Origin of the sequence: Clavibacter lycopersici, assembly GCF_003576405.1 — a bacterium.
Classification (GTDB): domain Bacteria; phylum Actinomycetota; class Actinomycetes; order Actinomycetales; family Microbacteriaceae; genus Clavibacter; species Clavibacter lycopersici.
In genome coordinates, this window is record NZ_QWGT01000003.1 from 1 (window position 1) to 24,534 (window position 24,534).

At 73.3% G+C, this 24,534-nt stretch carries 24 protein-coding genes and 1 pseudogene; 16 read left to right on the plus strand and 9 right to left on the minus strand.

The features are described 5' to 3' along the window. Nucleotides 1–50: 50 nt before the first annotated feature. Nucleotides 51–545 carry a MarR family winged helix-turn-helix transcriptional regulator gene (locus DZG00_RS00525; RefSeq protein WP_119455306.1) on the minus strand — a complete coding sequence of 165 codons (495 nt, stop codon included), beginning with the start codon at nucleotides 543–545 and terminating at the stop codon, nucleotides 51–53. A 111-nt stretch (nucleotides 546–656) separates the two neighbouring features. On the opposite strand from DZG00_RS00525, the gene DZG00_RS00530 reads away from it, so the two are divergent. The 3 genes from DZG00_RS00530 (at nucleotide 657) to DZG00_RS00540 (ending at nucleotide 3,584) form a co-directional block, all read left to right on the plus strand. Next, on the plus strand, nucleotides 657–1,886 hold the full coding sequence (locus tag DZG00_RS00530; protein WP_119382997.1) for an FAD-dependent monooxygenase: 1,230 nt from the start codon (nucleotides 657–659) through the stop codon (nucleotides 1,884–1,886). Between the two features lie 124 nt (nucleotides 1,887–2,010). After that, complete coding sequence (locus tag DZG00_RS00535) at nucleotides 2,011–2,955, plus strand: intradiol ring-cleavage dioxygenase (protein WP_119455307.1); 945 nt, start codon at nucleotides 2,011–2,013, stop codon at nucleotides 2,953–2,955. A 32-nt stretch (nucleotides 2,956–2,987) separates the two neighbouring features. Next, the gene (locus tag DZG00_RS00540) at nucleotides 2,988–3,584 is read left to right on the plus strand and encodes a nucleoside/nucleotide kinase family protein (protein WP_233548705.1); all 597 of its coding nucleotides are present in this window, start codon (nucleotides 2,988–2,990) and stop codon (nucleotides 3,582–3,584) included. Between the two features lie 12 nt (nucleotides 3,585–3,596). Here the strand turns inward: DZG00_RS00540 and DZG00_RS00545 are convergent, their stop codons facing one another. After that, complete coding sequence (locus tag DZG00_RS00545; RefSeq protein ID WP_119381025.1) at nucleotides 3,597–4,001, minus strand: hypothetical protein; 405 nt, start codon at nucleotides 3,999–4,001, stop codon at nucleotides 3,597–3,599. A 227-nt stretch (nucleotides 4,002–4,228) separates the two neighbouring features. On the opposite strand from DZG00_RS00545, the gene DZG00_RS00550 reads away from it, so the two are divergent. Then, nucleotides 4,229–5,545, plus strand: coding sequence for a hemolysin family protein (locus DZG00_RS00550; protein ID WP_119381026.1), 1,317 nt, complete (start codon nucleotides 4,229–4,231; stop codon nucleotides 5,543–5,545). A 19-nt stretch (nucleotides 5,546–5,564) separates the two neighbouring features. Here the strand turns inward: DZG00_RS00550 and DZG00_RS00555 are convergent, their stop codons facing one another. The 3 genes from DZG00_RS00555 to DZG00_RS00565 are packed head-to-tail and all read right to left on the minus strand — an operon-like array spanning nucleotide 5,565 to nucleotide 8,259. Further along, the gene (locus DZG00_RS00555) at nucleotides 5,565–6,305 is read right to left on the minus strand and encodes a PhzF family protein (RefSeq protein WP_119381027.1); all 741 of its coding nucleotides are present in this window, start codon (nucleotides 6,303–6,305) and stop codon (nucleotides 5,565–5,567) included. Continuing rightward, a complete protein-coding gene (locus DZG00_RS00560; protein WP_119381028.1) occupies nucleotides 6,302–7,105 on the minus strand; it encodes a DUF1206 domain-containing protein in 804 nt (267 codons plus the stop codon). The genes DZG00_RS00555 and DZG00_RS00560 overlap by 4 nt, the downstream gene beginning before the upstream one ends. After that, nucleotides 7,102–8,259 carry an AI-2E family transporter gene (locus DZG00_RS00565; RefSeq protein ID WP_119381029.1) on the minus strand — a complete coding sequence of 386 codons (1,158 nt, stop codon included), beginning with the start codon at nucleotides 8,257–8,259 and terminating at the stop codon, nucleotides 7,102–7,104. Before DZG00_RS00565 ends, DZG00_RS00560 begins: the two co-directional genes overlap by 4 nt. An 87-nt stretch (nucleotides 8,260–8,346) precedes the next feature. On the opposite strand from DZG00_RS00565, the gene DZG00_RS00570 reads away from it, so the two are divergent. Continuing rightward, complete coding sequence (locus tag DZG00_RS00570) at nucleotides 8,347–8,922, plus strand: GNAT family N-acetyltransferase (protein ID WP_233548723.1); 576 nt, start codon at nucleotides 8,347–8,349, stop codon at nucleotides 8,920–8,922. Continuing rightward, nucleotides 8,919–9,440, plus strand: a complete 522-nt coding sequence (locus DZG00_RS00575; RefSeq protein WP_375342489.1) for a GNAT family N-acetyltransferase — start codon at nucleotides 8,919–8,921, stop codon at nucleotides 9,438–9,440. The genes DZG00_RS00570 and DZG00_RS00575 overlap by 4 nt, the downstream gene beginning before the upstream one ends. Nucleotides 9,441–9,525: 85 nt before the next feature. Here DZG00_RS00575 and DZG00_RS00580 read toward each other — a convergent pair whose 3' ends face one another. Together DZG00_RS00580 and DZG00_RS00585 are read right to left on the minus strand one after the other, a co-directional pair. Continuing rightward, on the minus strand, nucleotides 9,526–11,055 hold the full coding sequence (locus tag DZG00_RS00580) for a catalase (protein WP_119381031.1): 1,530 nt from the start codon (nucleotides 11,053–11,055) through the stop codon (nucleotides 9,526–9,528). 78 nt (nucleotides 11,056–11,133) lie between these two features. After that, nucleotides 11,134–11,619, minus strand: coding sequence for a Fur family transcriptional regulator (locus tag DZG00_RS00585; protein ID WP_119381032.1), 486 nt, complete (start codon nucleotides 11,617–11,619; stop codon nucleotides 11,134–11,136). 124 nt (nucleotides 11,620–11,743) lie between these two features. On the opposite strand from DZG00_RS00585, the gene DZG00_RS00590 reads away from it, so the two are divergent. Beyond that, nucleotides 11,744–12,733 carry an aldo/keto reductase gene (locus tag DZG00_RS00590; RefSeq protein WP_119381033.1) on the plus strand — a complete coding sequence of 330 codons (990 nt, stop codon included), beginning with the start codon at nucleotides 11,744–11,746 and terminating at the stop codon, nucleotides 12,731–12,733. Nucleotides 12,734–12,808: 75 nt separating this feature from the next. Here the strand turns inward: DZG00_RS00590 and DZG00_RS00595 are convergent, their stop codons facing one another. Next, nucleotides 12,809–13,648: a carbon-nitrogen hydrolase family protein gene (locus DZG00_RS00595; protein WP_119381034.1), complete on the minus strand. Its 840-nt coding sequence runs from the start codon at nucleotides 13,646–13,648 to the stop codon at nucleotides 12,809–12,811. Between the two features lie 28 nt (nucleotides 13,649–13,676). On the opposite strand from DZG00_RS00595, the gene DZG00_RS00600 reads away from it, so the two are divergent. Then, nucleotides 13,677–14,351 carry a GntR family transcriptional regulator gene (locus DZG00_RS00600; RefSeq protein ID WP_119381035.1) on the plus strand — a complete coding sequence of 225 codons (675 nt, stop codon included), beginning with the start codon at nucleotides 13,677–13,679 and terminating at the stop codon, nucleotides 14,349–14,351. Between the two features lie 75 nt (nucleotides 14,352–14,426). Here DZG00_RS00600 and DZG00_RS00605 read toward each other — a convergent pair whose 3' ends face one another. Continuing rightward, the gene (locus DZG00_RS00605; RefSeq protein ID WP_119381036.1) at nucleotides 14,427–15,824 is read right to left on the minus strand and encodes an MFS transporter; all 1,398 of its coding nucleotides are present in this window, start codon (nucleotides 15,822–15,824) and stop codon (nucleotides 14,427–14,429) included. A 164-nt stretch (nucleotides 15,825–15,988) separates the two neighbouring features. Here DZG00_RS00605 and DZG00_RS00610 point away from each other — a divergent pair, with 164 nt between their 5' ends. The 8 genes and pseudogenes from DZG00_RS00610 to DZG00_RS00645 all read left to right on the plus strand — a co-directional run bounded on the left by DZG00_RS00610 (nucleotide 15,989) and on the right by DZG00_RS00645 (nucleotide 24,372). After that, nucleotides 15,989–16,672: a DUF2848 domain-containing protein gene (locus tag DZG00_RS00610; protein WP_119381037.1), complete on the plus strand. Its 684-nt coding sequence runs from the start codon at nucleotides 15,989–15,991 to the stop codon at nucleotides 16,670–16,672. A gap of 108 nt (nucleotides 16,673–16,780) precedes the next feature. Then, a pseudogene (gene purS / locus DZG00_RS17485) lies at nucleotides 16,781–17,020 on the plus strand (phosphoribosylformylglycinamidine synthase subunit PurS); the annotation flags it as partial. A 152-nt stretch (nucleotides 17,021–17,172) separates the two neighbouring features. Then, complete coding sequence (purQ, locus tag DZG00_RS00620) at nucleotides 17,173–17,868, plus strand: phosphoribosylformylglycinamidine synthase subunit PurQ (RefSeq protein ID WP_119381039.1); 696 nt, start codon at nucleotides 17,173–17,175, stop codon at nucleotides 17,866–17,868. Continuing rightward, nucleotides 17,865–20,228, plus strand: coding sequence for a phosphoribosylformylglycinamidine synthase subunit PurL (gene purL / locus DZG00_RS00625; protein WP_119381040.1), 2,364 nt, complete (start codon nucleotides 17,865–17,867; stop codon nucleotides 20,226–20,228). Before purQ ends, purL begins: the two co-directional genes overlap by 4 nt. 2 nt (nucleotides 20,229–20,230) lie before the next feature. Then, on the plus strand, nucleotides 20,231–21,028 hold the full coding sequence (locus DZG00_RS00630; protein WP_199688874.1) for a dienelactone hydrolase family protein: 798 nt from the start codon (nucleotides 20,231–20,233) through the stop codon (nucleotides 21,026–21,028). Nucleotides 21,029–21,279: 251 nt separating this feature from the next. Further along, on the plus strand, nucleotides 21,280–22,332 hold the full coding sequence (locus DZG00_RS00635; protein WP_119381042.1) for an endonuclease/exonuclease/phosphatase family protein: 1,053 nt from the start codon (nucleotides 21,280–21,282) through the stop codon (nucleotides 22,330–22,332). Between the two features lie 215 nt (nucleotides 22,333–22,547). Beyond that, on the plus strand, nucleotides 22,548–23,243 hold the full coding sequence (locus tag DZG00_RS00640; protein WP_233550063.1) for an SGNH/GDSL hydrolase family protein: 696 nt from the start codon (nucleotides 22,548–22,550) through the stop codon (nucleotides 23,241–23,243). Between the two features lie 91 nt (nucleotides 23,244–23,334). Next, complete coding sequence (locus DZG00_RS00645; RefSeq protein WP_119381044.1) at nucleotides 23,335–24,372, plus strand: acyltransferase family protein; 1,038 nt, start codon at nucleotides 23,335–23,337, stop codon at nucleotides 24,370–24,372. The last annotated feature ends 162 nt before the right edge of the window (nucleotides 24,373–24,534 follow it).

The following is a 24,534-nucleotide window of genomic DNA, read 5'->3' on the forward strand; positions in this document are numbered from 1 at the left end:
CGGGTTGCGACAGCCCCTGCGTCCCCGCGGGCTGACCGGACCGCCGCCCCTCAGCTCCCCGTCGCGCCGCCGCCCGCCATCCCGCGCGTCCCCGCGGCGGTCCCCTCCGTGATCGCCCGCACGACCTCCGCCGCCGTCCGGAGCTGCTCGGCGGTGAACCCGTCGAGCGCCCGGTCGACGTCGGTCTGCGCGCCCTGCAGCACGGCCATCACGCGCGTCTGGGACGCGGCGGACGGACGCAGCGTGACCACGCGCCGGTCGGCGCTCTCCCGGCTCCGGCCGATGTGCCCGCCGCCCTCCAGCCGGTTGATGAGCGCGGTCGTGGCCCCGGAGGTCAGGTGGAGCCGTTCCGAGAGCCGCGCCGGGGACAGCGCCCGGCCGGCGGTGTCCGCCCAGATCACCTCGGCGAGCGCCGTCGTGTCCGTCGTCGGCAGCGAGAGCGCCGCAGCCAGCTGCCGCACCGACTCGTCGAACGCGGTCGTGTAGTCCCGCAGCCGCTCGAGCACCACGGAGCGGTCCCCCGGGACGGCGATGGTGTGGGACATGACGTGATCCTCCGAGTCGATCCGATTGCTTCACCGTGAAGCATCTACGCCATAGAGTCTACTCGTGCCCCGGGATCCCGGGGCAGCTCGACGACACGAGGAGATCACCGCATGGCCGACACCGCGCACCACCGCCCGAGGGTCCTCGTGACCGGAGCCAGCATCGCCGGACCCGCGCTCGCCTGGGGCCTGCACCGCGAGGGCTTCGACGTGACCCTGCTCGAGCGCTCGGCCGAGCAGCGCCAGGCCGGGCAGAACATCGACGTGCGCGGCCTCGGCCGCGACGTGCTCCGGCGCATGGGCATCGAGGACGTCGTCATGGCGAACCTCACGGGCGAGGACGGCACGCGCTTCGTCGACGAGGAGGGCCGCGTCCTCGCGACCTTCCCGCGCGCGGAGGGCGAGGACGGGCCGACGGCGGAGGTGGAGATCCTGCGGGGGCGGTTCGCGGGGATCCTCGTCGACCTGGTCCGGGACGACGTCGAGCTCCGCCACGGCGACTTCGTGACGGGCGTGCGGCAGGACGCGGACGGCGTCGACGTCGAGCTCGCGAGCGGATCCCGCGAGCGCTACGACCTCCTGCTCGTCGCCGAGGGCCGCAGCTCCCGCACCCGTCGGCTGGCGTTCGCCGAGGAGACCACGCTCCGCGACCACGGCGTGAGCATCGCCTACGGGACGATCGACCGCGTCCCCGGCGACACGGGCTACTGGGACTTCCTCACGGGACGCGGCGCGCGCAACGCCTCGATCCGCCCGGACGACGAGGGCACGATCCGCGCGAGCCTGTCGTTCGAGTCGGAGCCGTCCGGCTTCGAGCAGCTCCCGTTCGACGCGCAGATGACGGTGCTCCGCGCGCGCTTCCGCGGCGCGGGCTGGCAGGTCGAGCGGATCCTCGACGGCTTCCAGGCGCGCCCCGACGAGTTCTACACGCAGCGGATGGAGCAGGTGATCGTCTCGACGTGGTCGAAGGGGCGCATCGCGCTCCTCGGCGACGCGGCCTGGGGATCCGGGCCCACCGGCATGGGCACGACCCTCTCGCTGGTCGCCGCGCACGTGCTCGCCGGCGAGCTGGGACGCGCGCTCGCCGACACGGGCGACACCTTCGCTGCCGCGTTCGCGCGCTACGAGCGACAGCTGCGCCGCTACGCCGACAGCGCGCAGGGCCTGCCGCCGGGCGGGGCGCGGATCACCCACCCGTCCTCGGCGGTCGGGCAGCGGGTGCTGCGGGGCGCGATGCGGGTGGCGGCGTCGCGGCCCGTGCGCGGGATCTCCGACCGCTTCCTCCTCACGAGCGCGCGTCACGTCCCGACACTCGCCGCCTACCCGCGGCTGCGCGGCTGAGACGTCCGCGCGCCGGTCGGCGACTCATGGCCGGCTCATCGGATCGCCATGGCCGCCGCATGGGCCCGCCCGCCACGGTGGGCCCGTCCCGACCGCCGGGACGACCGACCAGGAGGCACCGCCCGTGAATCGCATCCCCGAACCCGACCGCACCCCCGACGGCCCCGCCTACGAGGGCCGGCTGCTCGACCGCGCCGACGAGGAGGTGGTCGACCAGGGAGCCGGCTTCGACCTCCGCACACTGCTGAGCCGTCGGGCCGTGCTGGCGTACATCGGCGCGGGCGTCGGATCCGTGGCGCTGGCGGCCTGCACCGCGGGGGCCACGGGATCCGGCGCCACGGCGAGCGCCGCCGCGTCGACGGGCGAGATCCCCGACGAGACGGCCGGCCCCTACCCGGGCGACGGATCCAACGGCGCAGACGTGCTGGAGCGCTCCGGCATCGTGCGCAGCGACATCCGCTCCAGCCTCGACGGCGGCACCACCGCCGCGGGCGTGCCCATGTCGCTCACGCTCACGATCCTCGACACCGCGAACGGCGACGTCCCCTTCACCGGCGCCGCCGTGTACGTGTGGCACTGCGACGCTGCGGGCGGCTACTCCATGTACTCCGACGGGATCACCGAGGAGACCTACCTCCGCGGCGTGCAGGTCGCGGGCGACGACGGATCGGTGACCTTCACGTCGATCTTCCCCGCCTGCTACACGGGCCGGTGGCCGCACATCCACTTCGAGGTCTACCCGAGCGTGGACGACATCACCGACTCCACGAAGGCCGTCGCGACCTCGCAGGTCGCGCTCCCGCAGGACGCGTGCGCGAGCGTCTACGCGCTCTCCGAGTACGCGGGATCCAGCGCCAACCTCGCGCAGGTGACCCTCGACTCCGACAACGTGTTCGGCGACGACGGCGGGGCCCTGCAGCTCGGGACCGTGACGGGCGATGCGACCGCGGGCTACGCCGTGGCGCTCACCGCGCGCGTCGACACGACCACGACCCCGACCGCGGGATCCGCCCCCGCGGGCGGCGGCAGCGGCGGCTCGGGCGGCACCCCGCCCGGTGGCGACCGCTAGGGCGGCTCCGCCTTGGCCCCTACGCTCGCCGGATGGACGCCACCGAGCTCACACGGCACGTGGCCGCCCTGCGCGCGGCGGCCGACCAACCGCTCGTCGTCGGCGTCTCGGGCTACGGCGGATCCGGCAAGTCGACACTCGCGCGTCACCTTGCCGCCTCGCTCCCCGGCTCGGTCCGCCTGCGCGGCGACGACTTCCTCGACCCGTCCCGCTCGCACCGCCGCTCCTCCCACTGGCACGGCGTCGACCGGCTCCGGCTCGTGGACGAGGTGCTGGATCCGCTCCGGTCGGGGCGTCCCAGCGCGTTCCGCCGCTACGACTGGGGCCGTCGGCAGCTGGGCCCTTTCGAGCCGCTGCCCGCGACGGATCTCCTGGTGGTCGACCTCATCGGCCTGCTGCACCCCGAGGCGCGCCCATGGATCGACCTCGCCGTGTGGTGCGACGTGGACCTCGCGACGGCGTCGGCCCGCGGGATGGAACGTGACGCGCGCCTCGGCCGCGAGCACGCCGCGCTGTGGCGCGACGTCTGGATCCCGAACGAGCGCGACTTCGACGCCGGCTTCGCCCCGCGGCAGGCGGCCGACGTCCTCGTGGCGGACGCACCGGCCTCGCCGCCCGCGCGTCCCTGAGGGCCGGGCCTACTACTCCGCCGCGGGCGCCCTCTCGCGCGCCGCCTGCATCGCCGCCCAGCGCCGGCGCGCGAGGACGTGCAGGACGAGCGAGACCGCCGCGACGACGACGAGCGCGCCGGCGACGACCCACAGCCCCGAGTCGCCGCCGATCCCCGCGACCACGGCGCTGACGACGGCCGCCGCGGCCAGGCCCATGCCCACCGCCAGCAGCCCGTTCGTCGGGCCCTCCCCCTGCGGCTCGTCGGGATGCTCGGGCACCCGCTCCCACGTCACGATGAAGAGGGTGGCGATCGGGCCGAGGAGCAGGGAGACGAGGAACCACGTCCACCTCGACCGGTTCTTCTGCTCGGCGAGGCCGGCGTTCACGAGCGCGAGGGCGAGCCAGCCCCAGGCGCCGATCGGTTGCTGATCCATGCCCCGACCGTAGGGCACGCCTCCCGCCGGGCCCCCGCCGGGCTGTTTCCCCACCCGCTCAGGTACCCTTCGTCCATGCACAGAACCGCGCGGGAGCCCGCTCCCGACAGCCACAGTCCCGGCGCCCGGACGACCCCGGGCACGCCCCGCACCCTCCGCGCCTCCGCTCCCCTCCGAGCCAGCGCCCACCGAGACGGTCGCACGATCCGCCCGACCGGCACCCGCTCGTGAACGGCGACCTCCTCCTCAACATCGTCCTGGTCGTGGTGTTCGTCCTCGTCGGCGGCGTGTTCGCCGCCACCGAGATGGCGCTCGTCACCCTCCGCGAGGGCCAGCTCAACGCCCTCGCCGCCCGCGGACGCCGCGGCGAGAAGGTGGCCGCGCTCGCCCGCAACCCCAACACCTTCCTCGCGGCGGTGCAGATCGGCGTGACCGTCGCCGGGTTCGCGTCGGCCGCGTACGGCGCCTCGTCGATCGCGCCGTCCGTCGTCCCGATCCTCGAGTCGTGGGGCCTCGAGACCGGACTCGCGTCCACGATCGCGACCCTCCTGCTCACGCTCGTGATCGCCTACCTCTCCCTGGTCCTCGGCGAGCTCGCGCCCAAGCGCCTCGCGATCCAGCGCAACGCCGGCTTCGCGTACGGCGTCGCGCCCGTGCTCAACGGCTTCGCGATCCTCATGCGCCCGGTGATCTGGCTGCTCTCCGTCTCCACGAACGTGGTCGTGCGCCTGCTCGGCGGCGACCCGCACAAGACCGGCGAGGAGATGAGCGAGGAGGAGCTCCGCGACATCGTCTCCAGCCACGAGGGGCTCCCGGACGACGAGCGCCGGATCCTCGACGACGTGCTCTCCCTCCGCCACCGACAGCTCAGCGAGGTCATGAAGCCGCGGCCCGAGATCGCGGCGCTCGACGGCACGGGCACGGTCCGCGAGGCGGGGCTGGACGTGCAGGACCGCCCGTACTCGCGCTACCCGGTGGTCGACAAGACCATCGACGACGTCATCGGCTTCGTGCACGTCCGCGACCTGTACCAGGCGATCGCGGCGGATCCCGAGCGGCCCGTCTCCGAGATCCTGCGCCCGATCCCCTACCTCCCGGCGACCGCGCGCGTGCTGCCGACGCTCACGATGATGCGCGCCGAGGGCCACCAGATCGCCGTGATCGTGGACGAGTACGGCGGCACCGACGGCATCGTCACGCTCGAGGACCTCGTGGAGGAGGTCGTCGGCGAGATATTCGACGAGTACGACACCGACTCGGCCGCGCGCGACCTCGCGGAGGACGGCGGCACGATCGACGGCCGCCTCAACTTCCAGGACTTCGAGGAGGCGACGGGCGTGAAGCTGCCCGACTCCGCGTCGGACACGGTCGCGGGCTTCGTGATCGAGAACCTCGGCCGGCTCGCGCAGGTCGGCGACACGGTCGACGTCGACGGCGTGACCCTCCAGGTGACGGCGCTCGACCGGCGCCGGATCTCCGAGATCCTCGTCATCCCGCGCGAGGAGCCGACGACGGGCGAGGACGCGGAGACCGCGACGGCGTAACGCGTGGCGGCCGTGCGGGTCAGGGCAGCGGGATCACGCGGTCCGGCACAGTGCGGCCGCCGACCTCCGCGCGCCCGTCGGCGAGGAGGCGCGTGCCCAGCTCGCTGCCGCGGCCCTGCGTGATGCGGAGGTCGCGGCCGAGGTGGGCCGTCACGCGGAGGGCGGCGGATCCGGTCGCCTCGTCCTCGGGGACCCCGAGCGCGGGAGCTGACATGCGCGAGCGGATGGCGCCCTCGGCCTCGTCGATCCACGCCCACGCGTAGAGGTGCTCGACGCCGGACGCCGCGGCGAGCGCCGGCAGGTCGAGGGCGAGGAGCTCGGCGACGGATCCGACGGGGTGCCACGCGAACTCCGGGCCCCACGCGGGATCCGCGGTCACGCGCACCACGTCGCCGGCGCGGCCCACGCGCACGGTCCCGGCGGGTACCCGCAGGTGGTCGACCGCGGCGCCGCGCGACGCCAGCCACCACGCGGTGCCGACGGTCGGGTGCCCGGCGAAGGGCAGCTCGCGCGCGGGCGTGAGGATGCGCATCGACGCGCCCCGCGGATCCGCGCCCGGCGCGTCCACCGCGTCGACGAACACCGTCTCGCTGAACCCGAGCGCCCGCGAGATCGCCTGCTCCCGGCCGTCCGTGCGCGGCGACGCCAGCACGATGCCGAGCTCGTTGCCGTGCTGCCCGTCCGTGTCCGCGAACACCCGCACGACGTGCACCTCGTCCGGCCGCACGCCGTCGAGCGCGACGACCGGACGGCCCGTCACAGCTTCGCGTAGCGCGCGCGGGCGCCGCAGTACAGGCCGTACGCGATGAGGCCGAGCCCCGTGATCGCGAGCACGGCGACGCCCGCGGGCAGTCCCGCGAGCGACTGGAGCGCGCCGTCGAGCCCGGTGGCGCGGCTCGGGTCGGCCGTGACCGCGCCGATGACGAACAGCACGCCGACCGCGACGAGGGCGACGCCCTTGGCGACGTACCCCGCGACGCCGAGCGCGGTGATCCCCCGCCCGAGCGAGCCCGACGGCACGGCCAGGTCCTCGCGGAAGCGCTTCGTCGCGCCCTTGAAGCCGAAGTAGACGCCGACCGCGACGACGGCGAGCCCGAGGATCACGAGAAGCGCGACGCCGCCCGGCGCCTCGAGGAGCCGCGCGCTGAGCGACTGCGTCTGCTCGGAGGAGTCGCTGGATCCGCCCGTCGCGAAGCGCAGCGCGGTCGCCGCGATGGCCAGGTACGCGATGGCCTTGCCGAGCTCCTTCGCGCGCGCCGCCCAAGTGCGCTTCGCGTCCTCGCCGCGTGCCAGCACGGTCTCGACGAGCTGCCAGAGGCCCAGCCCGAGGAGGCCGACCACGACGATCCAGAGCAGCACGCGGCCGCCGGGCGATCCCGCGATGGACCCGAGCGCGCCGGACTGGTCGGCCTGGCCCTCGCCGCCGCCGCCCGTCGCGAGACGGAACGCGACCACGCCGATGAGGAGGTGCAGGAGGCCGTTGACCGCGTGCCCGAGGCGCGCGGCGACCGCGAAGCCGGGTGAGCGCTGCAAGCTCGACGCGGCGCCGGTGGCGCTCATCGGTCGGCCCGGGTGGTGGTGGCGGGGCGTCCCGTGAGCCTGGCGGTGAGGCCGCGCGCGGCCTTCGCCACCGGTTCGAGCGGCGCGGGCGCCGGCGGCTCCGGCTCCTCCTCGTCCGGCTCCATGACGATCTTCCAGGCGGTCCAGGCGACGGCCGTGAGCGGCACCGACAGGATCGCGCCGACGATGCCGCCGAGGATCGTGCCGGCGGTCAGGGCCAGCAGCACGACCAGGCCGTGCAGCTTGAGCGCGTTGCCGAGCACGACCGGCTGCAGCAGGTTGCCCTCGAGCTGGTTCACGGCGACCACGATGATGATCACGATGATGGCGGTGGTCAGGTCGTTCGTCACGAGCGCGACGAGCGCCGCGAGGATGCCCGCGACGGTGGCGCCGACGATCGGCACGAAGGCGCCGATGAACACCACGAGCGACAGCGGCAGCGCGAGCGGCACGCCGAGGATGAAGAGGCCGGCGCCGATGAACACGGTGTCGACGAGCGCGACGGTCGCCGTGCCGCGGATGTACCCGCCGAGCACCTTGGCGCCCTCGTGGCCGACGCGCACGGCGCGCTTGCGGCCGCGACCGCGGAACGGGCGGATGAGGAAGGCCCAGATGCGCGGCCCGTCCTTGACGAAGTAGAAGAACACGACGAGCCCGAGCACGGCGCCCGTGACGACCTCGGCCGCGGCGGAGACGCCCGCGATGGCGCCGGATCCGAACTGGCTGCTGGTCAGGAAGTCGACGGCCTGCTGGCGGAAGGAGTCGATCTGCGCCGAGTCGATCGGCAGCCCGCCCTCCTGGATGAACGACTGCAGCTGGTCGACGCCCTCGCTGGTGGCCTTCACGAGCGTCGGCCACTGGCTCTGCACGCCGAAGACGACGGCCGTGATGGCGCCGCCGAAGAGCACGAGCCCGGTGAGGAGCGCGATGACGGCGGCGAGCGCGTCGGGGACGCCGCGGCGCTCCATCCACAGCACCATGGGGCGCACGGCGCACGCGAGGATCAGCGCGATGATCACCGGGATCACGACGAGCTTGAGCGAGATGGCGGCGTACACGATCGCGATGGCGACCACGAGGACCGCCAGGATCTGCACGCAGCGGATGGAGAGGCGGCCGAGCTTGTCCTGCCAGACGGACTGCGGGGTGGTCATGCCGTCAACCCTACGGGCGCGCGGCCCGCGCGACCGGGCCGCGGTCCGGGCCCGGACACCCGCGTGACCGGCCGATACCCTCGACCCATGGGACCCCGCCTCTCCGTCGTCCGCGAGGGCGCGCTCGACCTCGCCGACCACACGTCGATCGCGGCGCTCCTCGCGCTCGCGTTCCCCGACTTCCGCGAGGGCTACGCGGGCGCGCGAAGCTGGGCGGGCGCGCAGCCCGAGCTGCGGATCCTCGTGCACGACGGCGACGGGATCGTGGCGCACGCGGGGATCCGGCGCATCTTCGTGGAGCTCGGCGACGGCCACGGCGACCCGGCCGACGACCTGCTCGTGGGATCCACCGGCATGGTCGCCGTGCACCCGGATCGGCAGGGGCAGGGCCTCGGCACGCTGCTCGCCGACGGGATCCGCGGCGCACTCGCCCGCCTCGCCGTCCCGTTCGGCCTCCTCGAGACGGGCGAGTCGACCACCGGCTACTACGAGCGCCACGGCTGGATCCCGCTGGCCGACCGCACCGGCCACTACAACGGCTTCACGCTGCTGGGCGCGGCGGAGGTCGTGCACCAGGACCACGGCTGGCTGATGCTGCCCGTCACCTCCCCCGCCGACGCGTTCCCGGCAGGCGACCTGCACGTCAACGGGCAGCTGGTGTGAGCGCGCACGGTGCCGTGATCCGCCGCGTGCGCGCCGAGGACTGGCGCGAGTACCGCGCGCTCCGCCTCGAGATGCTCGAGGACACCCCGCTCGCCTACCTCGAGACGCTGGAGACGGCGCGCGGCCTGACGGAGGCCCAGTGGCGCGAGCGCGCGGAGCGCCCGACCCGGCCCGGCAACACGGCGTACGCGGCCGTGGATCCCGCCACCGGCCGCTGGCTCGGCGCGATGAACGCGTACGTCGGCACCGATCCCACCCGCGTGATGCTCGTGAGCGTCTACATCACGCCGTCCGCCCGCGGTCGCGCCGCGGGCGTCACCGACATGCTCCTCGACGCGATCATCGCCTGGGCCCGCGACCGCCCGAACGCCCGTGCCCTCCGCCTCGAGGTGCACGAGGACAACCCGCGCGCCCGTGCCTACTACGAGCGCCGCGGCTTCCGCCTCACGGGTCGCAGCGTCCCGTACGCGCTGGATCGCACGCAGAAGGACCTGGAGATGGAGCTGCCGCTCGGCTGAGCGCCGCGTCCGCACGCGACGACGCCCGCCCCCTCACCGAGGGGACGGGCGTCGTGTCGTTCGATCAGCGGATCACCGCCGCGGCTCAGTGGGCCGCGACACCGACCTCCTCGGCGTCGCGCGTCGGGCCGGGGGTGGCCTCGGCGACGGGCGCGTCCCCGACGAGCGGCGGCAGGCCCGCGGCGACGGCCGCACCGAGCCAGCCGTCCACGTTCGTCCAGTACTGGATCACGCGGGCGCGGAGCTCGGCGGTCGTGACCTTGCTCACGTGGCCGACGATGTTGCCGACGAGGCGCTCGCGCTGGGCGTCGTCCATCGACTCGTTGACGAGCATCCGGGCCTGGACGAAGTCGTCGTCCTCCGCGTGCAGCGTCGCGGCCGAGCGGACGAGCTCGCCGTCCTGCTCCCAGCCGGCGCTCTCCGCGGCGCGAGCCGGGTCGGCGTGCGCGCCGCCGTGGGAGTTGGGCGCGTAGACGGGGGTGCCGGCGTCCTGGAACGTGTAGCGCCCCTGGCCGTCCTTCGAGTAGCTGTGCACGGGAGACTTCGGCGCGTTCACCGGCAGCTGCGCGTGGTTCGTGCCCACGCGGTAGCGGTGCGCGTCGGCGTAGCTGAAGATGCGCGCGAGGAGCATCTTGTCGGGGCTCGCCTGGATCCCGGGCACGAAGTTCGAGGGCGCGAACGCTGCCTGCTCGATCTGCGCGAAGTAGTTCTCCGGGTTGCGGTTCAGGGTCATCGTGCCGACCTCGATGCGCGGGTAGTCCTTCTGCGACCAGACCTTGGTGAGGTCGAACGGGTTGAACCGGTACGACTTCGCGTCCTCGTAGGGCATGATCTGCACCTCGAGCTTCCACTCCGGGTAGTCCCCGCGGTCGATGGCCTCGGTGAGGTCGCGGATGTGGAAGTCGGCGTCCTCGCCCGCGATCTGGTCGGCCTGCTCCTGCTTGAGGATCTCGATGCCCTGCTGGGTCTTGAAGTGGTACTTCACCCAGAAGCGCTCGCCGGCCGCGTTGATCCACTGGTAGGTGTGCGAGCCGAAGCCGTCCATGTGGCGCCACGAGCTCGGCAGGCCGCGGTCGCCCATGAGCCAGGTGACCTGGTGGGCGGACTCGGGCGAGAGGGTCCAGAAGTCCCACTGCATGTCGTGGTCGCGCAGGTGCGAGCCCGGCAGGCGCTTCTGCGAGCGGATGAAGTCCGGGAACTTGATCCCGTCGCGGATGAAGAAGACGGGGGTGTTGTTGCCGACGAGGTCGTAGTTGCCCTCGTCCGTGTAGAACTTCAGCGCGAATCCGCGGGGGTCGCGCCACGTGTCGGGGCTGCCCTGCTCACCGGCGACGGTGGAGAAGCGCGCGAGCATCTCGACCTCGGCGCCGGGCTGGAAGAGGGAGGCGCGGGTGTACGCGCTCACGTCGCCCGTGACGCGGAAGGTGCCGAAGGCGCCGCCGCCCTTGGCGTGGACGACGCGCTCCGGGATGCGCTCGCGGTTGAACTGCGCGAGCTTCTCGACGAGGTAGTGGTCGTGGAGGGGGATGGAGCCGTCGGGCCCGACGGACAGCGAGTGCTCGTCGCTGGCGACCGGAGCGCCGGAGTCGGTGGTCGTGTACTTCTGGTCGGTCATGGTGTTTCTCCTGTCAGCGGTGGTACGGGGAGGTGCTGGCTCGGGTCATCCGGCCGGGGTGCGGGCCGGTGGCGACGGTCAGGTCGCGACGGTGGCACCGGGATCCGCGGCTGCGGTCCGGCATGCGGGGCACAGGCCCCAGTACGTCACCTCAGCGCTCGCCACGAGGAACCCCGCCGAGTCGGACGGCGTGAGGCAGGGGGACTCCCCCACCGCGCAGTCCACGTCGACGATCGTCCGGCAGGACGTGCACACGAGGTGATGGTGATTGTCGCCCGTCCGGCGCTCGTAGCGCGCGGACGATCCCGCGGGCTCGATGCGGCGCACGAGCCCCGCGGCCGCGAGCGCGCCGAGCACGCCGTAGACCGCCTGGATGCTCGTGCCCGGCAGCTCGGCCTTGACCGCGCGGAGCACCTCGTCGGCGTCCGAGTGCGGCTGGGCGTCGACGGCCGTGAGGACGGCCACGCGCGGTCGGGTCACGCGGAGTCCCGCCTCGCGGAGCGCGACGCGCAGGGCGTCGGCGTCGAGGGGCGGCGCGTGGTGGTGCGCGCGGTCGGTGGGCATCGCCGCAGTCAAGCACAGTTCCCTTGAATGGTTCAAAACACGACGTGAACGCGGCGCGTCGTGGACAGGAGCGTGCCTAGGCTCGAGAGGCGGCCCATCCGGCCGCGGGAGATCGGAGCACCGCATGAAGCACATCCACACCGGCACGGGCCTCGACGTCGGCCGCATCGGCCTCGGCTGCATGGGCATGAGCGCGTTCTACGACGGCCACGGGCAGGACGAGGCGGAGTCGATCCGCACCCTCCACCGCGCGGTCGACCAGGGCGTCACGCTCTTCGACACCGCCGAGGCGTACGGGCCGTTCACCAACGAGCGGCTCGTCGGATCCGCGTTGAAGGACCGCCGCGACGACGTCGTGATCGCCACCAAGTACGGCCTGCTGAAGCACGCGCCGGGCAAGGACGCCGAGGACTACGAGCGCGGCATGGACAGCTCGCCCACGAGCATCCGCATCGCCGTCGAGGCCTCGCTGCAGCGCCTCGGGACCGACCGCATCGACGTGCTCTACCAGCACCGCGTCGACCCGGCCGTGCCGATCGAGGAGTCCGTCGGCGCGATGAAGGAGCTCGTCGAGGAGGGCAAGGTCCTGCATCTGGGGCTCTCCGAGGCCGGGCCCGACACGATCCGCCGCGCGCACGCCGTGCACCCCATCTCCGTGCTGCAGAGCGAGTACTCCATCTGGACCCGCGACCCGGAAGGGGCCGTGCTCGACGTGCTGCGCGAGCTCCACATCGGGCTCGTCGCGTACTCGCCGCTCGGTCGGGGCTTCCTCACGGGCGCGATCTCGAGCGCGGCCGACCTGTCCGAGTCCGACTACCGCTCCTCGTCGCCGCGCTTCGCGGAGGAGGCCTTCGCGCAGAACATGCGCATCGTGGACGCCGTGAAGGACGTCGCCGGCGAGCTCGACGCGACGCCCGCCCAGGTCGCGCTCGCGTGGATCCTCGCGCAGGGCGACGACATCGCGGTGATCCCCGGCACCAAGCGCGTCGCGCGCCTCGACGAGAACGTGGCCGCCGACGCCGTGACGCTCAGCGCCGACCAGCTCGCGCGCCTGTCGTCGCTGCCGACGCCGGTCGGCGACCGCTACGAGGACATGACGCCGCTCGGGCGCTGATCCGCCTCGCCGCATGAGACGCGGGCCCGGTCGCATCCGCGACCGGGCCCGCGTCATGTCGGCGGTGGATGCGGATCAGACCGCCCGCTCGAGCCCCCGCCGCCGGTTCGCGAGCACGGGCAGCGTGCCACGCGCGGCCTCGACGGCCGACGGGTCGATGTCCACGACCAGCAGCTCCTCCTCGCCGCCGAGGCGGTGCAGCACCTCGCCGAGCGGTGAGACGACGGCGCTGCGGCCGATGCCGGTGGGCGCGCCGCTCGCGGGGTCGTGGCCGCGGGATCCGGCGGGCAGCGTCGTCGGGTCGCCCTGGCCGACCGCGACCACGAAGGTCGTCGAGTCGAGCGCGCGGGCCCGGAGCAGGAGGTCCCACTGGTCGGCCTTGCCGGGGCCGGCGCCCCAGCTCGCGCACACGATGCTGACGACGGCGCCGCGGTCGGCGCCCGCGAGGAACAGCGCGGGGAAGCGCACGTCGTAGCAGGTGGCGAGGGACGCGCGCGTGCCGCCGACCTCGATCACGGCGACGTCATCGCCCGGGTCGACGGCGTCGGACTCGCGGAAGCCGAAGGCGTCGAAGAGGTGGATCTTGTCGTACGAGGGGGCGCCCGCGGCATCCGCGCCCGACGGCCGGGCGACCAGCAGCGTGTTGCGCACGCGGCCGTCGGCGCCGGGCGTGAACATCCCGGCGACGATCACCACGCGGAGCCGGTCGGCGACCGCCCGGACGCCCGAGGCCCACGGCCCGTCGAGCGGCTCCGCCACCTCCGGCAGCGGGTTCCCGAACGCGCGCTGCGCCGCCTCGGGGAACACCACGAGCTCGGCGCCCTGCCGTGCGGCGTCCTCCGCGAAGCGGGTGATCCGTGCGAGGTTGTCCGCGGGATCCGGCGAGCTGATGATCTGTGCGAGCGCGATCTTCATGGTCCTCCTCGTGATGTATACATAGCGTATGCGAGAACGGGCGGGCGATCCAGGCACCTCGGCGAGCGCCCTCTCCGGCCGTGAGCGGGCCTACGAGTTCCTGCACGCGCACGTCCTCACCGACCCGGATCAGCAGGGCGCGTTCCTCAACGAGCAGGAGCTCGCCGAGCGCATCGGCGTCTCCCGCACGCCCGTCCGCGAGGCGCTGCTGCTGCTCGCCGCCGACGACCTGGTGGAGATGATCCCCAAGCGCGGCGCCCGGATCCCCGTCATCACCGGCCGCGAGATCGCCGAGCTGATGGAGCTGCGCGGCGTGCTCGAGCGGCACGCGGCCACCAGCGCCGTGGAGCACGACCGCACGCCGCTCGACGCGATGCGCGAGGTGCTCGAGCAGCAGCGCGCGATGGTGGCGACGCCGCCGCGCGAGAGCGGCCGCGAGTTCATCGAGCACGACCGCCGCTTCCACCAGCTCCTCGTCGACGCCGCGGGCAGCGAGCTCATGAGCCGCACCTACGCGAAGCTCCGCGCCCGGCAGATCCTCGTCGGCGTCGAGGCGCTCTACCGCGCCACCGACCGGCAGGACCGCGTCTGCGAGGAGCACGGCGGCATCGTCGACGCGCTGGCCGCGGGCGACGCCGCGAAGGCCCGCGACGCGATCGACCGCCACCTCGCCGTCACGCTCGACGTGCTGCTGCGCGCCTGACGCGGAGCCGCCCGCACGCGACGACGCCCGGATCCCCTGGTCGGGGATCCGGGCGTCGTCAGGTGACGGCGGGCGTCAGCCGCGCGGCGCGGCCACGCCCTCGGCGCCCGTGCGCACGTACTCCTCGTCCTCGGACACGTCCGAGTCGCGGCCCATCGCGAGGCCCACGAGCGTGAGCACGACCGCGGCCGTGAGGTACACCGCGATGCCGACCCAGCTGCCGGTCTCCTCGTAGATGATCGTGAACATCAGCGGCGCGATGGCCCCGCCGATCACGCCCGCGATCGTGTACGCGAGCGACGCCCCCGTGTAGCGGAGCCGCGGCGAGAACTGCTCGATGATGTACGCCGCCTGCGGCCCGTACATGAAGGAGTGGAAGAACAGGCCCAGCACGATGCCCACGCCGAGCACGAAGGTCGACGACCCGTCGGTGATCGCGAAGAACACGTACGACCAGACGGCCGCGCCCACCGCGGCGGCCGCGTACAGCGCCCGGCGGTTGATCCGGTCGCTCACGGCGCCCGCGAACGGGATCGTGAACAGCTGCACGGCGGATCCGACCAGCACCGCCACGAGCACCTGGCTGCGGTCGAAGCCGAGCGTGTTCACGCCGTACGTGAGCGTGAACACGGTGAAGAGCGCGTAGAGGACGTCCGGTCCGACGCGGGAGAGGATGGCCGCGACGAGCGGGCGGCCCTGCGTGCGGAAGATCTCCGAGATGGGCGCGCTCGGCCGGTCGCCGCGCTCCTGCAGCGCCTTGAACACGGGGGTGTCCTCGAGCTTCAGGCGGATCCAGAGACCGAACGCCACGAGCAGCGCCGAGAGCAGGAAGGCGACGCGCCAGCCCCAGTCGAGGAAGTCCTCCTCGGTGAGCAGCACGGTGAGCAGCGCGAGCGCGCCGTTGGCGAGCAGGTTGCCCGCGGGCGGCCCGACCTGCGCGGCCGACGACCAGAACCCGCGCTTGCGCGGATCCCCGAACTCGCTCGAGAGCAGCACCGCGCCGCCCCACTCGCCGCCGACGCCCACGCCCTGCGCGAAGCGGAGGAGCACCAGGATGATCGGCGCCGCGAGCCCGATGCTGGCGTAGCCCGGCAGGACGCCGATGAGGAACGTCGCGATGCCGATGAGCAGCAGCGTGAGCACGAGGACGGGCTTCCGGCCGATCTTGTCGCCGAGCCGTCCGAAGACGAACCCGCCGACCGGGCGCGAGACGTAGCCGACCGCGTAGGTGGAGAACGCGAGGATCGTCGCCGTGTACGGGTCGGAGGCGGGGAAGAACACGACGGGGAACACGACGGCGCTGGCCGCCGAGTAGACGGCGAAGTCGTACCACTCGAGCGAGGTCCCGGTGAGGCTCGCGGTGAACGCCTTCACGAGCTCGCGGCGGGTCGGCTTCTCGGTCGCGGCGGGTGCCGCGTGCGCGCCGGATGCGGGCGCTGTCGCCGCCGGGGAGGCGGTGGGGTCGTCGGCCATGGGGCTCCTCGGGTGAGGGAGCCGGGCGGCGGATCCGGCGATCGGATCCCGCCCGGCGTCCGGTCGGTGTGCTGTATACAGTAGGCATACCGGAGCCCCGGCACCATGGTCGGGGCGTCCGGATCCGCATTTCTTCACACGCTCGAAACACCACCGGAGGACCGATGACCACCCTGCGCTTCCAGCTGCCCGACGGATCCACCACGAGCGTCGAGGTCGTGTCGCTCCTCAACGCCGGCTACGCGGGCCGCGACCAGGCCGAGGTGCAGGCGCACATCGACGAGCTGGCCGAGCTCGGCGTGCCCGGACCCGAGACCACGCCCGCGCTCTACCCCGTCGCGCCGTACCTCGCGTCGCAGGCCGACACGGTGCCCGCGCAGCACGGCCGCACCTCGGGCGAGGCCGAGTGGGCCCTCGTGATCACCGACGACGACGTGCTCCTCACCGTCGCGTGCGACCACACCGACCGCGCGCTCGAGGTGCACGGCGTCGCCTGGAGCAAGAACGCGGGGCCCGATGTGCTCGGCCGGAAGGCGTGGCGCCTCGCGGACGTGCGCGACCGCCTCGACGCGATCCGCCTGCGCGGCTGGGTCGGTGAGGAGGGCGCCGAGGAGCTCATCCAGGACTCCACGCTCGCCGCGCTCCTCACCCCCGACCACTGGCTCGAGGTGCTCGCCGAGCGCGGCCTCCGCGTGCCCGGCACGGTGCTCATCTCGGGCACGGTCGCCATGGTCCCGGGCGTCGACCAGTTCGCTTCGCGCTGGCGCGTGCAGCTCGAGGATCCCGCCACGGGCGAGACCATCGACGCCGCCTACCGCGTCGAGCTGCTCCCCGAGGCCGTCGGCTGATCCGCCCGACGGCCCGTCGCGCTCCCGCCCCGCCGACCCGCTCGGCGGGGCGCGGCCGTCCGGTACGCTGAGCGCATCCACCCGCCTCCAGGAAGCCGGAGATCCATCGTGCCCACGATCGTCGTCGAAGTGATGCCCAAGGCCGAGCTGCTCGACCCCCAGGGGAAGGCCGTGGCCGGCGCCCTGGCCCGCCTCGGCAAGGACCGCTTCACCGGCGTCCGCATCGGGAAGCGCTTCGAGCTCACCGTCGAGGGCGAGGTGGACGACGCGCTGCTGGCCGACGTCCAGACCCTCGCCGCCGACATGCTCTCCAACTCCGTCATCGAGGACGTCATCAGCGTCCACGTCGCCGGCCTCGACGGCTTCGGCATCTCCGCCGAGGCGGACTTCGCCACCGGCAACGTCACCGACGAGCACACCATCGCGGAGGGCGGCACGGCCGACACCGACGTCGCCGCACACCCGCTCCCCCACGGTTCCGCCGCGGCGGAGCAGCGCTGATGCGCGTCGGGGTCATCACCTTCCCGGGATCCCTCGACGACCGCGACGCCCAGCGCGCCGTCCGTCTCGCGGGCGCCACCCCGGTCGCGCTCTGGCACGGCGACCACGACCTGCAGGGCGTCGACGCGATCGTGCTCCCCGGCGGGTTCAGCTACGGCGACTACCTGCGCGCGGGCGCCATCGCCGCGTTCGCGCCGATCATGCGCGAGGTCGTGGACGCGGCCGAGCGCGGCGTGCCCGTCCTCGGCATCTGCAACGGCTTCCAGATGCTCACCGAGGCGCACCTGCTGCCCGGCGGGCTGATCCGCAACGAGGCCGGCAACTTCGTCTGCCGCGACCAGCGCCTCCGCGTCGAGGCCACCGGCACCGCGTGGACGAGCGCCTTCACGCCGGATGAGGAGATCACCATCCCGCTGAAGAACGGCGAGGGCGGCTTCATCGCCGACGCCGACACGCTCGACCGACTCGAGGGCGAGGGCCGCGTCGCCTTCCGCTACCTCGGCGGCAACCCGAACGGATCCCTGCGCGACATCGCCGGGATCACCAACGCCCGCGGCAACGTCGTCGGCCTCATGCCCCACCCCGAGCACGCCGTCGAGGAGGGCTTCGGACCGGACACCCCGGCCGCCATGCGCTCCGGTGTCGACGGCCTCCGTCTCTTCACGTCCGTCCTCGAAGGAGTCCTCGCGCAGTGAGCGTCCACCCCGATCCCGCATCCGTCCCCACCGAGACCCCCGCGGGAGAGGGGCAGGGCGCCCGCCGCCATGTCGCCGACACCGTCGAGATGGCCGAGCGCACCCCGGAGAAGGAGCAGCCGTACGCGGCGCTCGGGCTCACCGAGGGCGAGTACCTCGAGATCCGCGAGATCCTCGGCCGCCGCCCCACGAGCGGCGAGCTCGCCATGTACTCGGTCATGTGGAGCGAGCACTGCTCCTACAAGTCCTCGAAGAAGTACCTGCGCCAGTTCGGCCAGAAGGTCTCCGAGTCCATGAAGAAGGACCTCATGGTCGGCATGGGCGAGAACGCCGGCGTCGTCGACGTGGGCGAGGGCTGGGCCGTCACCTTCAAGATCGAGAGCCACAACCACCCCTCCTACATCGAGCCGTTCCAGGGCGCGGCCACGGGCGTCGGCGGCATCGTCCGCGACATCATCTCGATGGGCGCCCGCCCGGTCGCCGTGATGGACGCGCTGCGCTTCGGCGACATCGACGACCCGGACACCGCGCGCGTCGTGCACGGCGTGGTCGCGGGGATCAGCTTCTACGGCAACTGCCTCGGCCTGCCGAACATCGGCGGCGAGACCTACTTCGACCGCGTGTACCAGGGCAACCCGCTCGTCAACGCGCTCGCCGTCGGCGTGCTCCGCCACGAGGACCTGCACCTCGCCAACGCCCGCGGCGTCGGCAACAAGGTCGTGCTGTTCGGCGCCCGCACGGGCGGCGACGGCATCGGCGGCGCCTCCATCCTCGCGAGCGACACCTTCGCCGACGGCGGCCCCACCAAGCGCCCCGCGGTGCAGGTCGGCGACCCGTTCGCCGAGAAGGTGCTCATCGAGTGCTGCCTCGAGCTGTTCCGGGAGGACCTCGTCGAGGGGATCCAGGACCTCGGCGCCGCGGGCATCTCCTGCGCCACGAGCGAGCTCGCGTCCAACGGCGACGGCGGCATGCACATCCGGCTCGAGGAGGTGCTGCTGCGCGACCCGTCGCTCACGGCCGAGGAGATCCTCATGTCGGAGAGCCAGGAGCGCATGATGGCGGTCGTGAAGCCCGAGAAGCTCGAGGGCTTCCTCGCCGTCGTCCGCAAGTGGGACGTCGAGACGAGCGTGCTCGGCGAGGTCACCGACACCGGCCGCCTCGTCATCGACCACCACGGCGAGCGCATCGTCGACGTCGAGCCGCGCACGGTCGCGGTCGACGGCCCCGTCTACGACCGCCCCGTCTCCTACCCCACGTGGATCGACGCCCTCCAGGCCGACTCCGCCTCGCGCCTCGCGCGCCCCACCGCGCCGGAGGACATCAAGGACCAGTTCCTGCAGCTCCTCGGCAGCCCCAACCTCGCCGACGCGTCGTGGATCACCGACCAGTACGACCGCTACGTCATGGGCAACACGGCCCTGTCGTTCCCCGACGACGCAGGCATGGTCCGCGTCGACGAGGAGAGCGGCCTCGGCTTCTCGGTCGCGACCGACGCGAACGGCCGCTTCTGCCAGCTCGACCCGTACGCCGGCGCGCAGCTCGCCCTCGCGGAGGCGTACCGCAACGTCGCCGCATCCGGCGCCACGCCCGTCGCCGTGAGCGACTGCCTCAACTTCGGCAGCCCCGAGGACCCCGAGGTCATGTGGCAGTTCAGCCGCACGGTCGAGGGTCTGGCCGACGGGTGCCTCGAGCTCGAGATCCCCGTCACGGGCGGCAACGTGTCCCTCTACAACCAGACGGGCACGCAGGCCATCCACCCCACGCCCGTCGTGGGCGTGCTCGGCGTGATCGACGACGTCGCGCGCCGCATCCCGTCCGGCTGGCAGGACGAGGGCGACAACATCTACCTCCTCGGCGTCACGCGCGAGGAGCTCGACGGATCCGCCTGGGCCGGCACCGTGCACGACCACCTCGGCGGCGTCCCGCCCGTGGTCGACCTCGCCGCCGAGAAGGACCTCGCGTCGCTCATCGCGGCCGGCGCCACGCAGTCGCTCATCGCGAGCGCGCACGACCTCTCGGACGGCGGCCTCGGCCAGGCGCTCGCGGAGGCTGTGATGCGCTTCGGCGTCGGCGCCCGCGTCTGGCTCGACGGGATCGTGCAGCGCGACGGCGTCGATGCGGCGACCGCCCTCTTCTCGGAGTCCACCGGCCGCATGCTCGTCACGGTGCCCCGCGAGGACGACGTGAAGTTCCAGGGCCTCTGCGAGGGGCGCGGCTACCCCGTGCTCCGCATCGGCGTCACGGACGCGCAGGCGCCCGGCCTCGAGCTGCAGGGCCTGTTCACCCTGTCCGTGGACGAGCTGCGCGGGATCCACCGCGCCACGCTCCCCGCCCGCTTCGGCACAGCCGTGGAGGCGTGAGCATGACCGACCCCGCGACGACCCCCGTCTGGTCCCCGTCCCTCGCCGAGCTCACCGAGCGCGTGCCGCTGCCCGCGGGCGCCGACATCCAGATGGGCCCCGTGCTGTACGACCACGAGGGCACGGAGCTCGAGGGGCTCCTCGCCCGCGACGCCGCGCAGAGCGGCCGCCGCCCGGCCGTGCTCGTGATCCACGACTGGTACGGCGTCGGCGGGCACGTGGCCGCCCGGATCCAGATGCTCGCGCGCCTCGGCTACGTCGCGTTCGCCGCCGACGTGTACGGCCGCGACGTGCGGCCCGGTCCGGAGGAGGCCGCGGGCATCGCCGGCGCATACTACGCCGACCTCCCGCTGATGCGCGCCCGCGTGCAGGCCGGCATCGACCGCCTCGCGGCGGAGCCCGACGTCGACGCGTCGCGCATCGCCGTCATGGGCTACTGCTTCGGCGGCAGCGCATCGCTCGAGGTCGCCCGCGCGGGCGCCGAGATCAAGGCCGCGATCTCGCTGCACGGCAGCCTCGTGGTGCACGAGCCGGCCGACGTCGCCGACGTGAAGGCCGCGATCCTCGTCCTCACCGGCGCCGACGACCCGATGGTCCCCGACGAGAAGGTCGCCGCGTTCCAGGACGAGGTGCGCACGCGTCCCGCGATCGACTGGCAGGTCGTCACATACAGCGGCGCGATGCACGCGTTCTCGGTGCCGGGCGTCGACTCCCCGGATCACGGCGCGCAGTACCAGGACCGCGCCGAGCGCCGCTCGTGGCGCGCGCTCACGGACTTCCTCGCCGAGCACCTGGGCTGACCCCCTCCGCACGCACGGATGCGCGCGTCGCCGGCACCAGCCGGCGGCGCGCGCGTCTGTCCGCGGGCCATGCGCCGGCTGGTGGAACCCTCCGCGCCCGGCCGACACGCCGCCCCCGGGTTGCCATCCCCGCACCCCTCGCGTAGACCTGTGCGTGCAGTTCACGCATCCGCCATGCGCCGTTGGTGCCCCGCTGGGGCACGTGCGCGCAGGCTGATCATGCGAGACACATGCGACCCGAGGAGATCTCCATGATGGCCAGCGGCGGATTCAGCCGACGCGACCTGTTCGACGGTGCCGGATCCTCCGATCCCGGCGTCGGGCGGCCCACCCGAGGTTCCGGCACGGCGCTCCTCGAGCGGCCGCGCGCGGACGAGACCACCACCACGACCGACGGCCCGGACGGCACCGCCGAGGCGGACCCCCCTCCGTCTCGTCAGGCGGCAGCGACGCAGCTCGCTCCCGCCCCGCCCCAGCAGGCGACCATCGGCTCGGCCGAAGGCGACCTCGTGCACGTGATGACCTGCAACATCCGCCTGGCCCGCCCCTCCACCGAGCCGGGCGATCCCGACCACTGGGCCGACCGCGAGCCCGTGCTCGCCCGCTTCCTCCAGCTCGAGCAGCCCACCGTCCTCGGCGTGCAAGAGGCCCTCGCGGCCCAGCTGCCCGCCATCGGCCGCGCGCTCCCCCACCACCGCATGCTCGGCTACGGACGCGACGGCGGCTCCGGCGGCGAGTACAGCGCGATCTTCTACGACGAGCGCCGCCTCGACGTCGTCGCATGGGACCAGTTCTGGCTGTCCGACCTGCCGGAGCTCATCGGATCCCGCTCCTGGGGCTGCAGCACGACGCGCATCGCGACGTGGGCCCGCTTCCGCGACCGCCGCAGCGGCGCCGAGTTCGTGCATCTGAACACGCACCTCGACCACGAGTCCGAGCTCGCGCGCGTGAAGAGCGCCGACCTCATCACCGAGCGGCTGCAGGAGGTCGCGTCCGGCGCGCCCGTCGTGGTCACGGGCGACTTCAACGCGCCGGCCGAGGAGTCGGCGGCGTACGACATCCTCACGCGCGACGCCGGCCTCGCCGACACCTGGACCACGGCCGCGCACCACGCGACCCCCGGCATCGGCACGTTCACCGCGTACGGCGAGCCCGTGCCCGAGGGCGAGCGCATCGACTGGATCCTCGCGGGCAGCGGCGTCGAGGTGGTCGACTCGGCCATCAACCCGTACACGTACGAGGGCCGCTCCCCCTCGGATCACGCCGCTGTCCAGGCGCTCGTGCGCCTCGCCCGCACCGCCTGATCCTCCCCGTCACGCGGGCCGACCGACCGTCGCCCGCGGGCCGCAGCATGCCCTCGGCGGATCAACGGCGCGCCACGCCGCCACCGGGCCGACGGAAACCGCATGCCACAATGGTTTCCGAGCGGCCCCGTGATCGCAGCGGCTGACGGGGTCACCGGCTCGCCGCTGCCGCGGACCCCTCCACGATCGGAAGAACACCTATGCCCGCACGTCGCATGGCCCGGGGCGCCGTCAGCGCCCTCGCCGCCGTCCTCCTGCTCGCCGGGTGCACCAGCGCGCCGCAGCCCGCCCCCACCGCGACCGAGGGCGAGCCCGCCCCGAGCGCGTCCGCCCCGACGGCGCCCGAGGACATGGTCCGCATCGTCGTCATGGGCGACTCGAACACCAACGGCTTCGTCGGCACGCTGCCCCAGGGCATCGACCAGGGCATGGCCTACGTCGACTACGTCGTGGGCGACCCGCTGACCTTCGCCGGCGGCTGGGGCAGCGACGGCGCGACGAGCACCGTCATGGCGGCCAACACGCCCACCGTCGAGGACGTCGACGTCGCGCTCATCATGATCGGGACCAACAACCGCATCGCGGGCGTCCCCGACACGCAGCTCGACGCGGACATCATCCAGACGGTCGAGAAGCTCGCGCCCAAGGAGACGGTGATCCTCGGGATCCCGCCGCAGAACGCATCGCCGGAGACGCCGCCTGAGGTCAACGCGCACCTCGAGCAGTTCGCGGACGCGCAGGGCTACCACTTCTTCAACCCGTGGGTGAACCTCACGAACAAGGACATGAAGTGGCGGACCGAGTTCTTCCGCGACGGGATCCACACCAACATGACGGGCTACAAGCTCATGGGCTCCGAGGTGCGCCGGTTCGTCCGCACCGAGGTCCTCGACGAGAGCGCCCAGAAGTAGGGGCATCCCCCCGCCCTCCCGCCGACGGCCCGGCGGTTAGGGTCGAAGCGGTGCCTCAGAAGCGTCGCGCCCGCACCAGAGGAGAGCCCGCGTGACCAGCACCGTGACAGTGAAGAGCGAGACCGGTCGGAAGATCGAGTTCCTCGAGGCGGTCCGCGGCGTCGCGTCGTTCATCGTGGTGCTGCAGCACCTCATCGCCGCCGAGTACCCGGCCTTCGAGGACTTCAGCCGCCAGTGGGTGGACGCCGGGCGCGTGGGCGTCGTCGCGTTCTTCCTGGTGAGCGGCTACGTGATCCCCCTGAGCCTCCAGCGCCAGGACACCCGCACCTTCCTCGTGCGCCGCGTGTACCGCCTGTTCCCCCTCTACTGGCTCGTGCTCGGCCTCATGATGCTGTGGGTCGCGACCACCGGCGAGGGCGAGCTCGGCGGGCCGCTCACGATCATGGCGAACGTGCTCATGGTCCAGGGCGCCGTGGGCATCTACACGATCGTGCCGACCGCCTGGACCCTCGGCATCGAGCTGATCTTCTACGGGCAGTCCCTCGTCGCCAAGCTGATGGGCCGCCTCGACCGCAGCGTGGTCATGGGCTACGTCTGGCTCGCCGGCTTCGTCGCCGCGGCGATCGCGGGCCGCGTGCTGGAGCGCGAGCTGCCGTGGACGCTGCCGCTGCTGCTGTACACGGCCTCTCTCGGGCACGCGATCCACCTGCGCGACCGCGACGGATCCACCGCATGGCGCGGCCTCCTCGTCTCAGGCGTCGTGGGCGTGCCGCTGTTCACCTACCTCAACGGCGGGCAGGACGCGACCTGGCCGCCCTTCGACTACGCGGTGTCGTTCCTCCTCGGCCTCGGCCTGTTCTTCGCGTTCTACGCGTCGCGCCGGGCCGCCCACTCGCGCGTGCTGATCTGGCTCGGTGCGATCTCGTACGCCGCGTACCTCCTGCACCCGCTCGCCTACCGCGTGATGCGCGCCGTGGACGTGCCGGAGGGGATCGTGCGCGTCGTCGCCGCGATCGCCGTCACGCTCGTCGTCTCCTGGCTCGTGCACCGCTTCGTGGAGGTGCCGTTCATCGGGGTCGCGCGCCGCCTCACGAGCCGCTCGTCGGCCGCCAAGGCGCCGCGGGGCTGATCGCCGGCGCGTCCCGCTCCACCCGCTGACAGGCCCGGAGGGGCGTCGCTCCGCCCGGCCCCGTGCGGACGGCGGTGCGCGCCCTCCCGGATCAGCGCGTCGCTCCCCGGAAGCTCGGGTGAGCGCCCGGCCGAGCGGTGAGCGCCCGCCAGGTCGCGGGTC

Bases quoted from the DNA above. Each gene is read 5' to 3' on its own strand.
- DZG00_RS00570 (WP_233548723.1), top strand. From the start codon at position 8,347: ATGGGACCCCGCCTCTCCGTCGTCCGCGAGGGCGCGCTCGACCTCGCC.
- DZG00_RS00600 (WP_119381035.1), top strand. From the start codon at position 13,677: ATGCGAGAACGGGCGGGCGATCCAGGCACCTCGGCGAGCGCCCTCTCC.
- DZG00_RS00630 (WP_199688874.1), top strand. From the start codon at position 20,231: ATGACCGACCCCGCGACGACCCCCGTCTGGTCCCCGTCCCTCGCCGAG.
- purQ (WP_119381039.1), top strand. From the start codon at position 17,173: ATGCGCGTCGGGGTCATCACCTTCCCGGGATCCCTCGACGACCGCGAC.
- DZG00_RS00530 (WP_119382997.1), top strand. From the start codon at position 657: ATGGCCGACACCGCGCACCACCGCCCGAGGGTCCTCGTGACCGGAGCC.
- DZG00_RS00540 (WP_233548705.1), top strand. From the start codon at position 2,988: ATGGACGCCACCGAGCTCACACGGCACGTGGCCGCCCTGCGCGCGGCG.
- DZG00_RS00590 (WP_119381033.1), top strand. From the start codon at position 11,744: ATGAAGCACATCCACACCGGCACGGGCCTCGACGTCGGCCGCATCGGC.
- DZG00_RS00585 (WP_119381032.1), bottom strand. From the start codon at position 11,619: ATGCCCACCGACCGCGCGCACCACCACGCGCCGCCCCTCGACGCCGAC.
- DZG00_RS00595 (WP_119381034.1), bottom strand. From the start codon at position 13,648: ATGAAGATCGCGCTCGCACAGATCATCAGCTCGCCGGATCCCGCGGAC.
- DZG00_RS00605 (WP_119381036.1), bottom strand. From the start codon at position 15,824: ATGGCCGACGACCCCACCGCCTCCCCGGCGGCGACAGCGCCCGCATCC.
- DZG00_RS00640 (WP_233550063.1), top strand. From the start codon at position 22,548: ATGGCCCGGGGCGCCGTCAGCGCCCTCGCCGCCGTCCTCCTGCTCGCC.
- DZG00_RS00580 (WP_119381031.1), bottom strand. From the start codon at position 11,055: ATGACCGACCAGAAGTACACGACCACCGACTCCGGCGCTCCGGTCGCC.
- DZG00_RS00635 (WP_119381042.1), top strand. From the start codon at position 21,280: ATGATGGCCAGCGGCGGATTCAGCCGACGCGACCTGTTCGACGGTGCC.
- DZG00_RS00610 (WP_119381037.1), top strand. From the start codon at position 15,989: ATGACCACCCTGCGCTTCCAGCTGCCCGACGGATCCACCACGAGCGTC.
- DZG00_RS00545 (WP_119381025.1), bottom strand. From the start codon at position 4,001: ATGGATCAGCAACCGATCGGCGCCTGGGGCTGGCTCGCCCTCGCGCTC.
- DZG00_RS00525 (WP_119455306.1), bottom strand. From the start codon at position 545: ATGTCCCACACCATCGCCGTCCCGGGGGACCGCTCCGTGGTGCTCGAG.
- DZG00_RS00560 (WP_119381028.1), bottom strand. From the start codon at position 7,105: ATGAGCGCCACCGGCGCCGCGTCGAGCTTGCAGCGCTCACCCGGCTTC.
- DZG00_RS00565 (WP_119381029.1), bottom strand. From the start codon at position 8,259: ATGACCACCCCGCAGTCCGTCTGGCAGGACAAGCTCGGCCGCCTCTCC.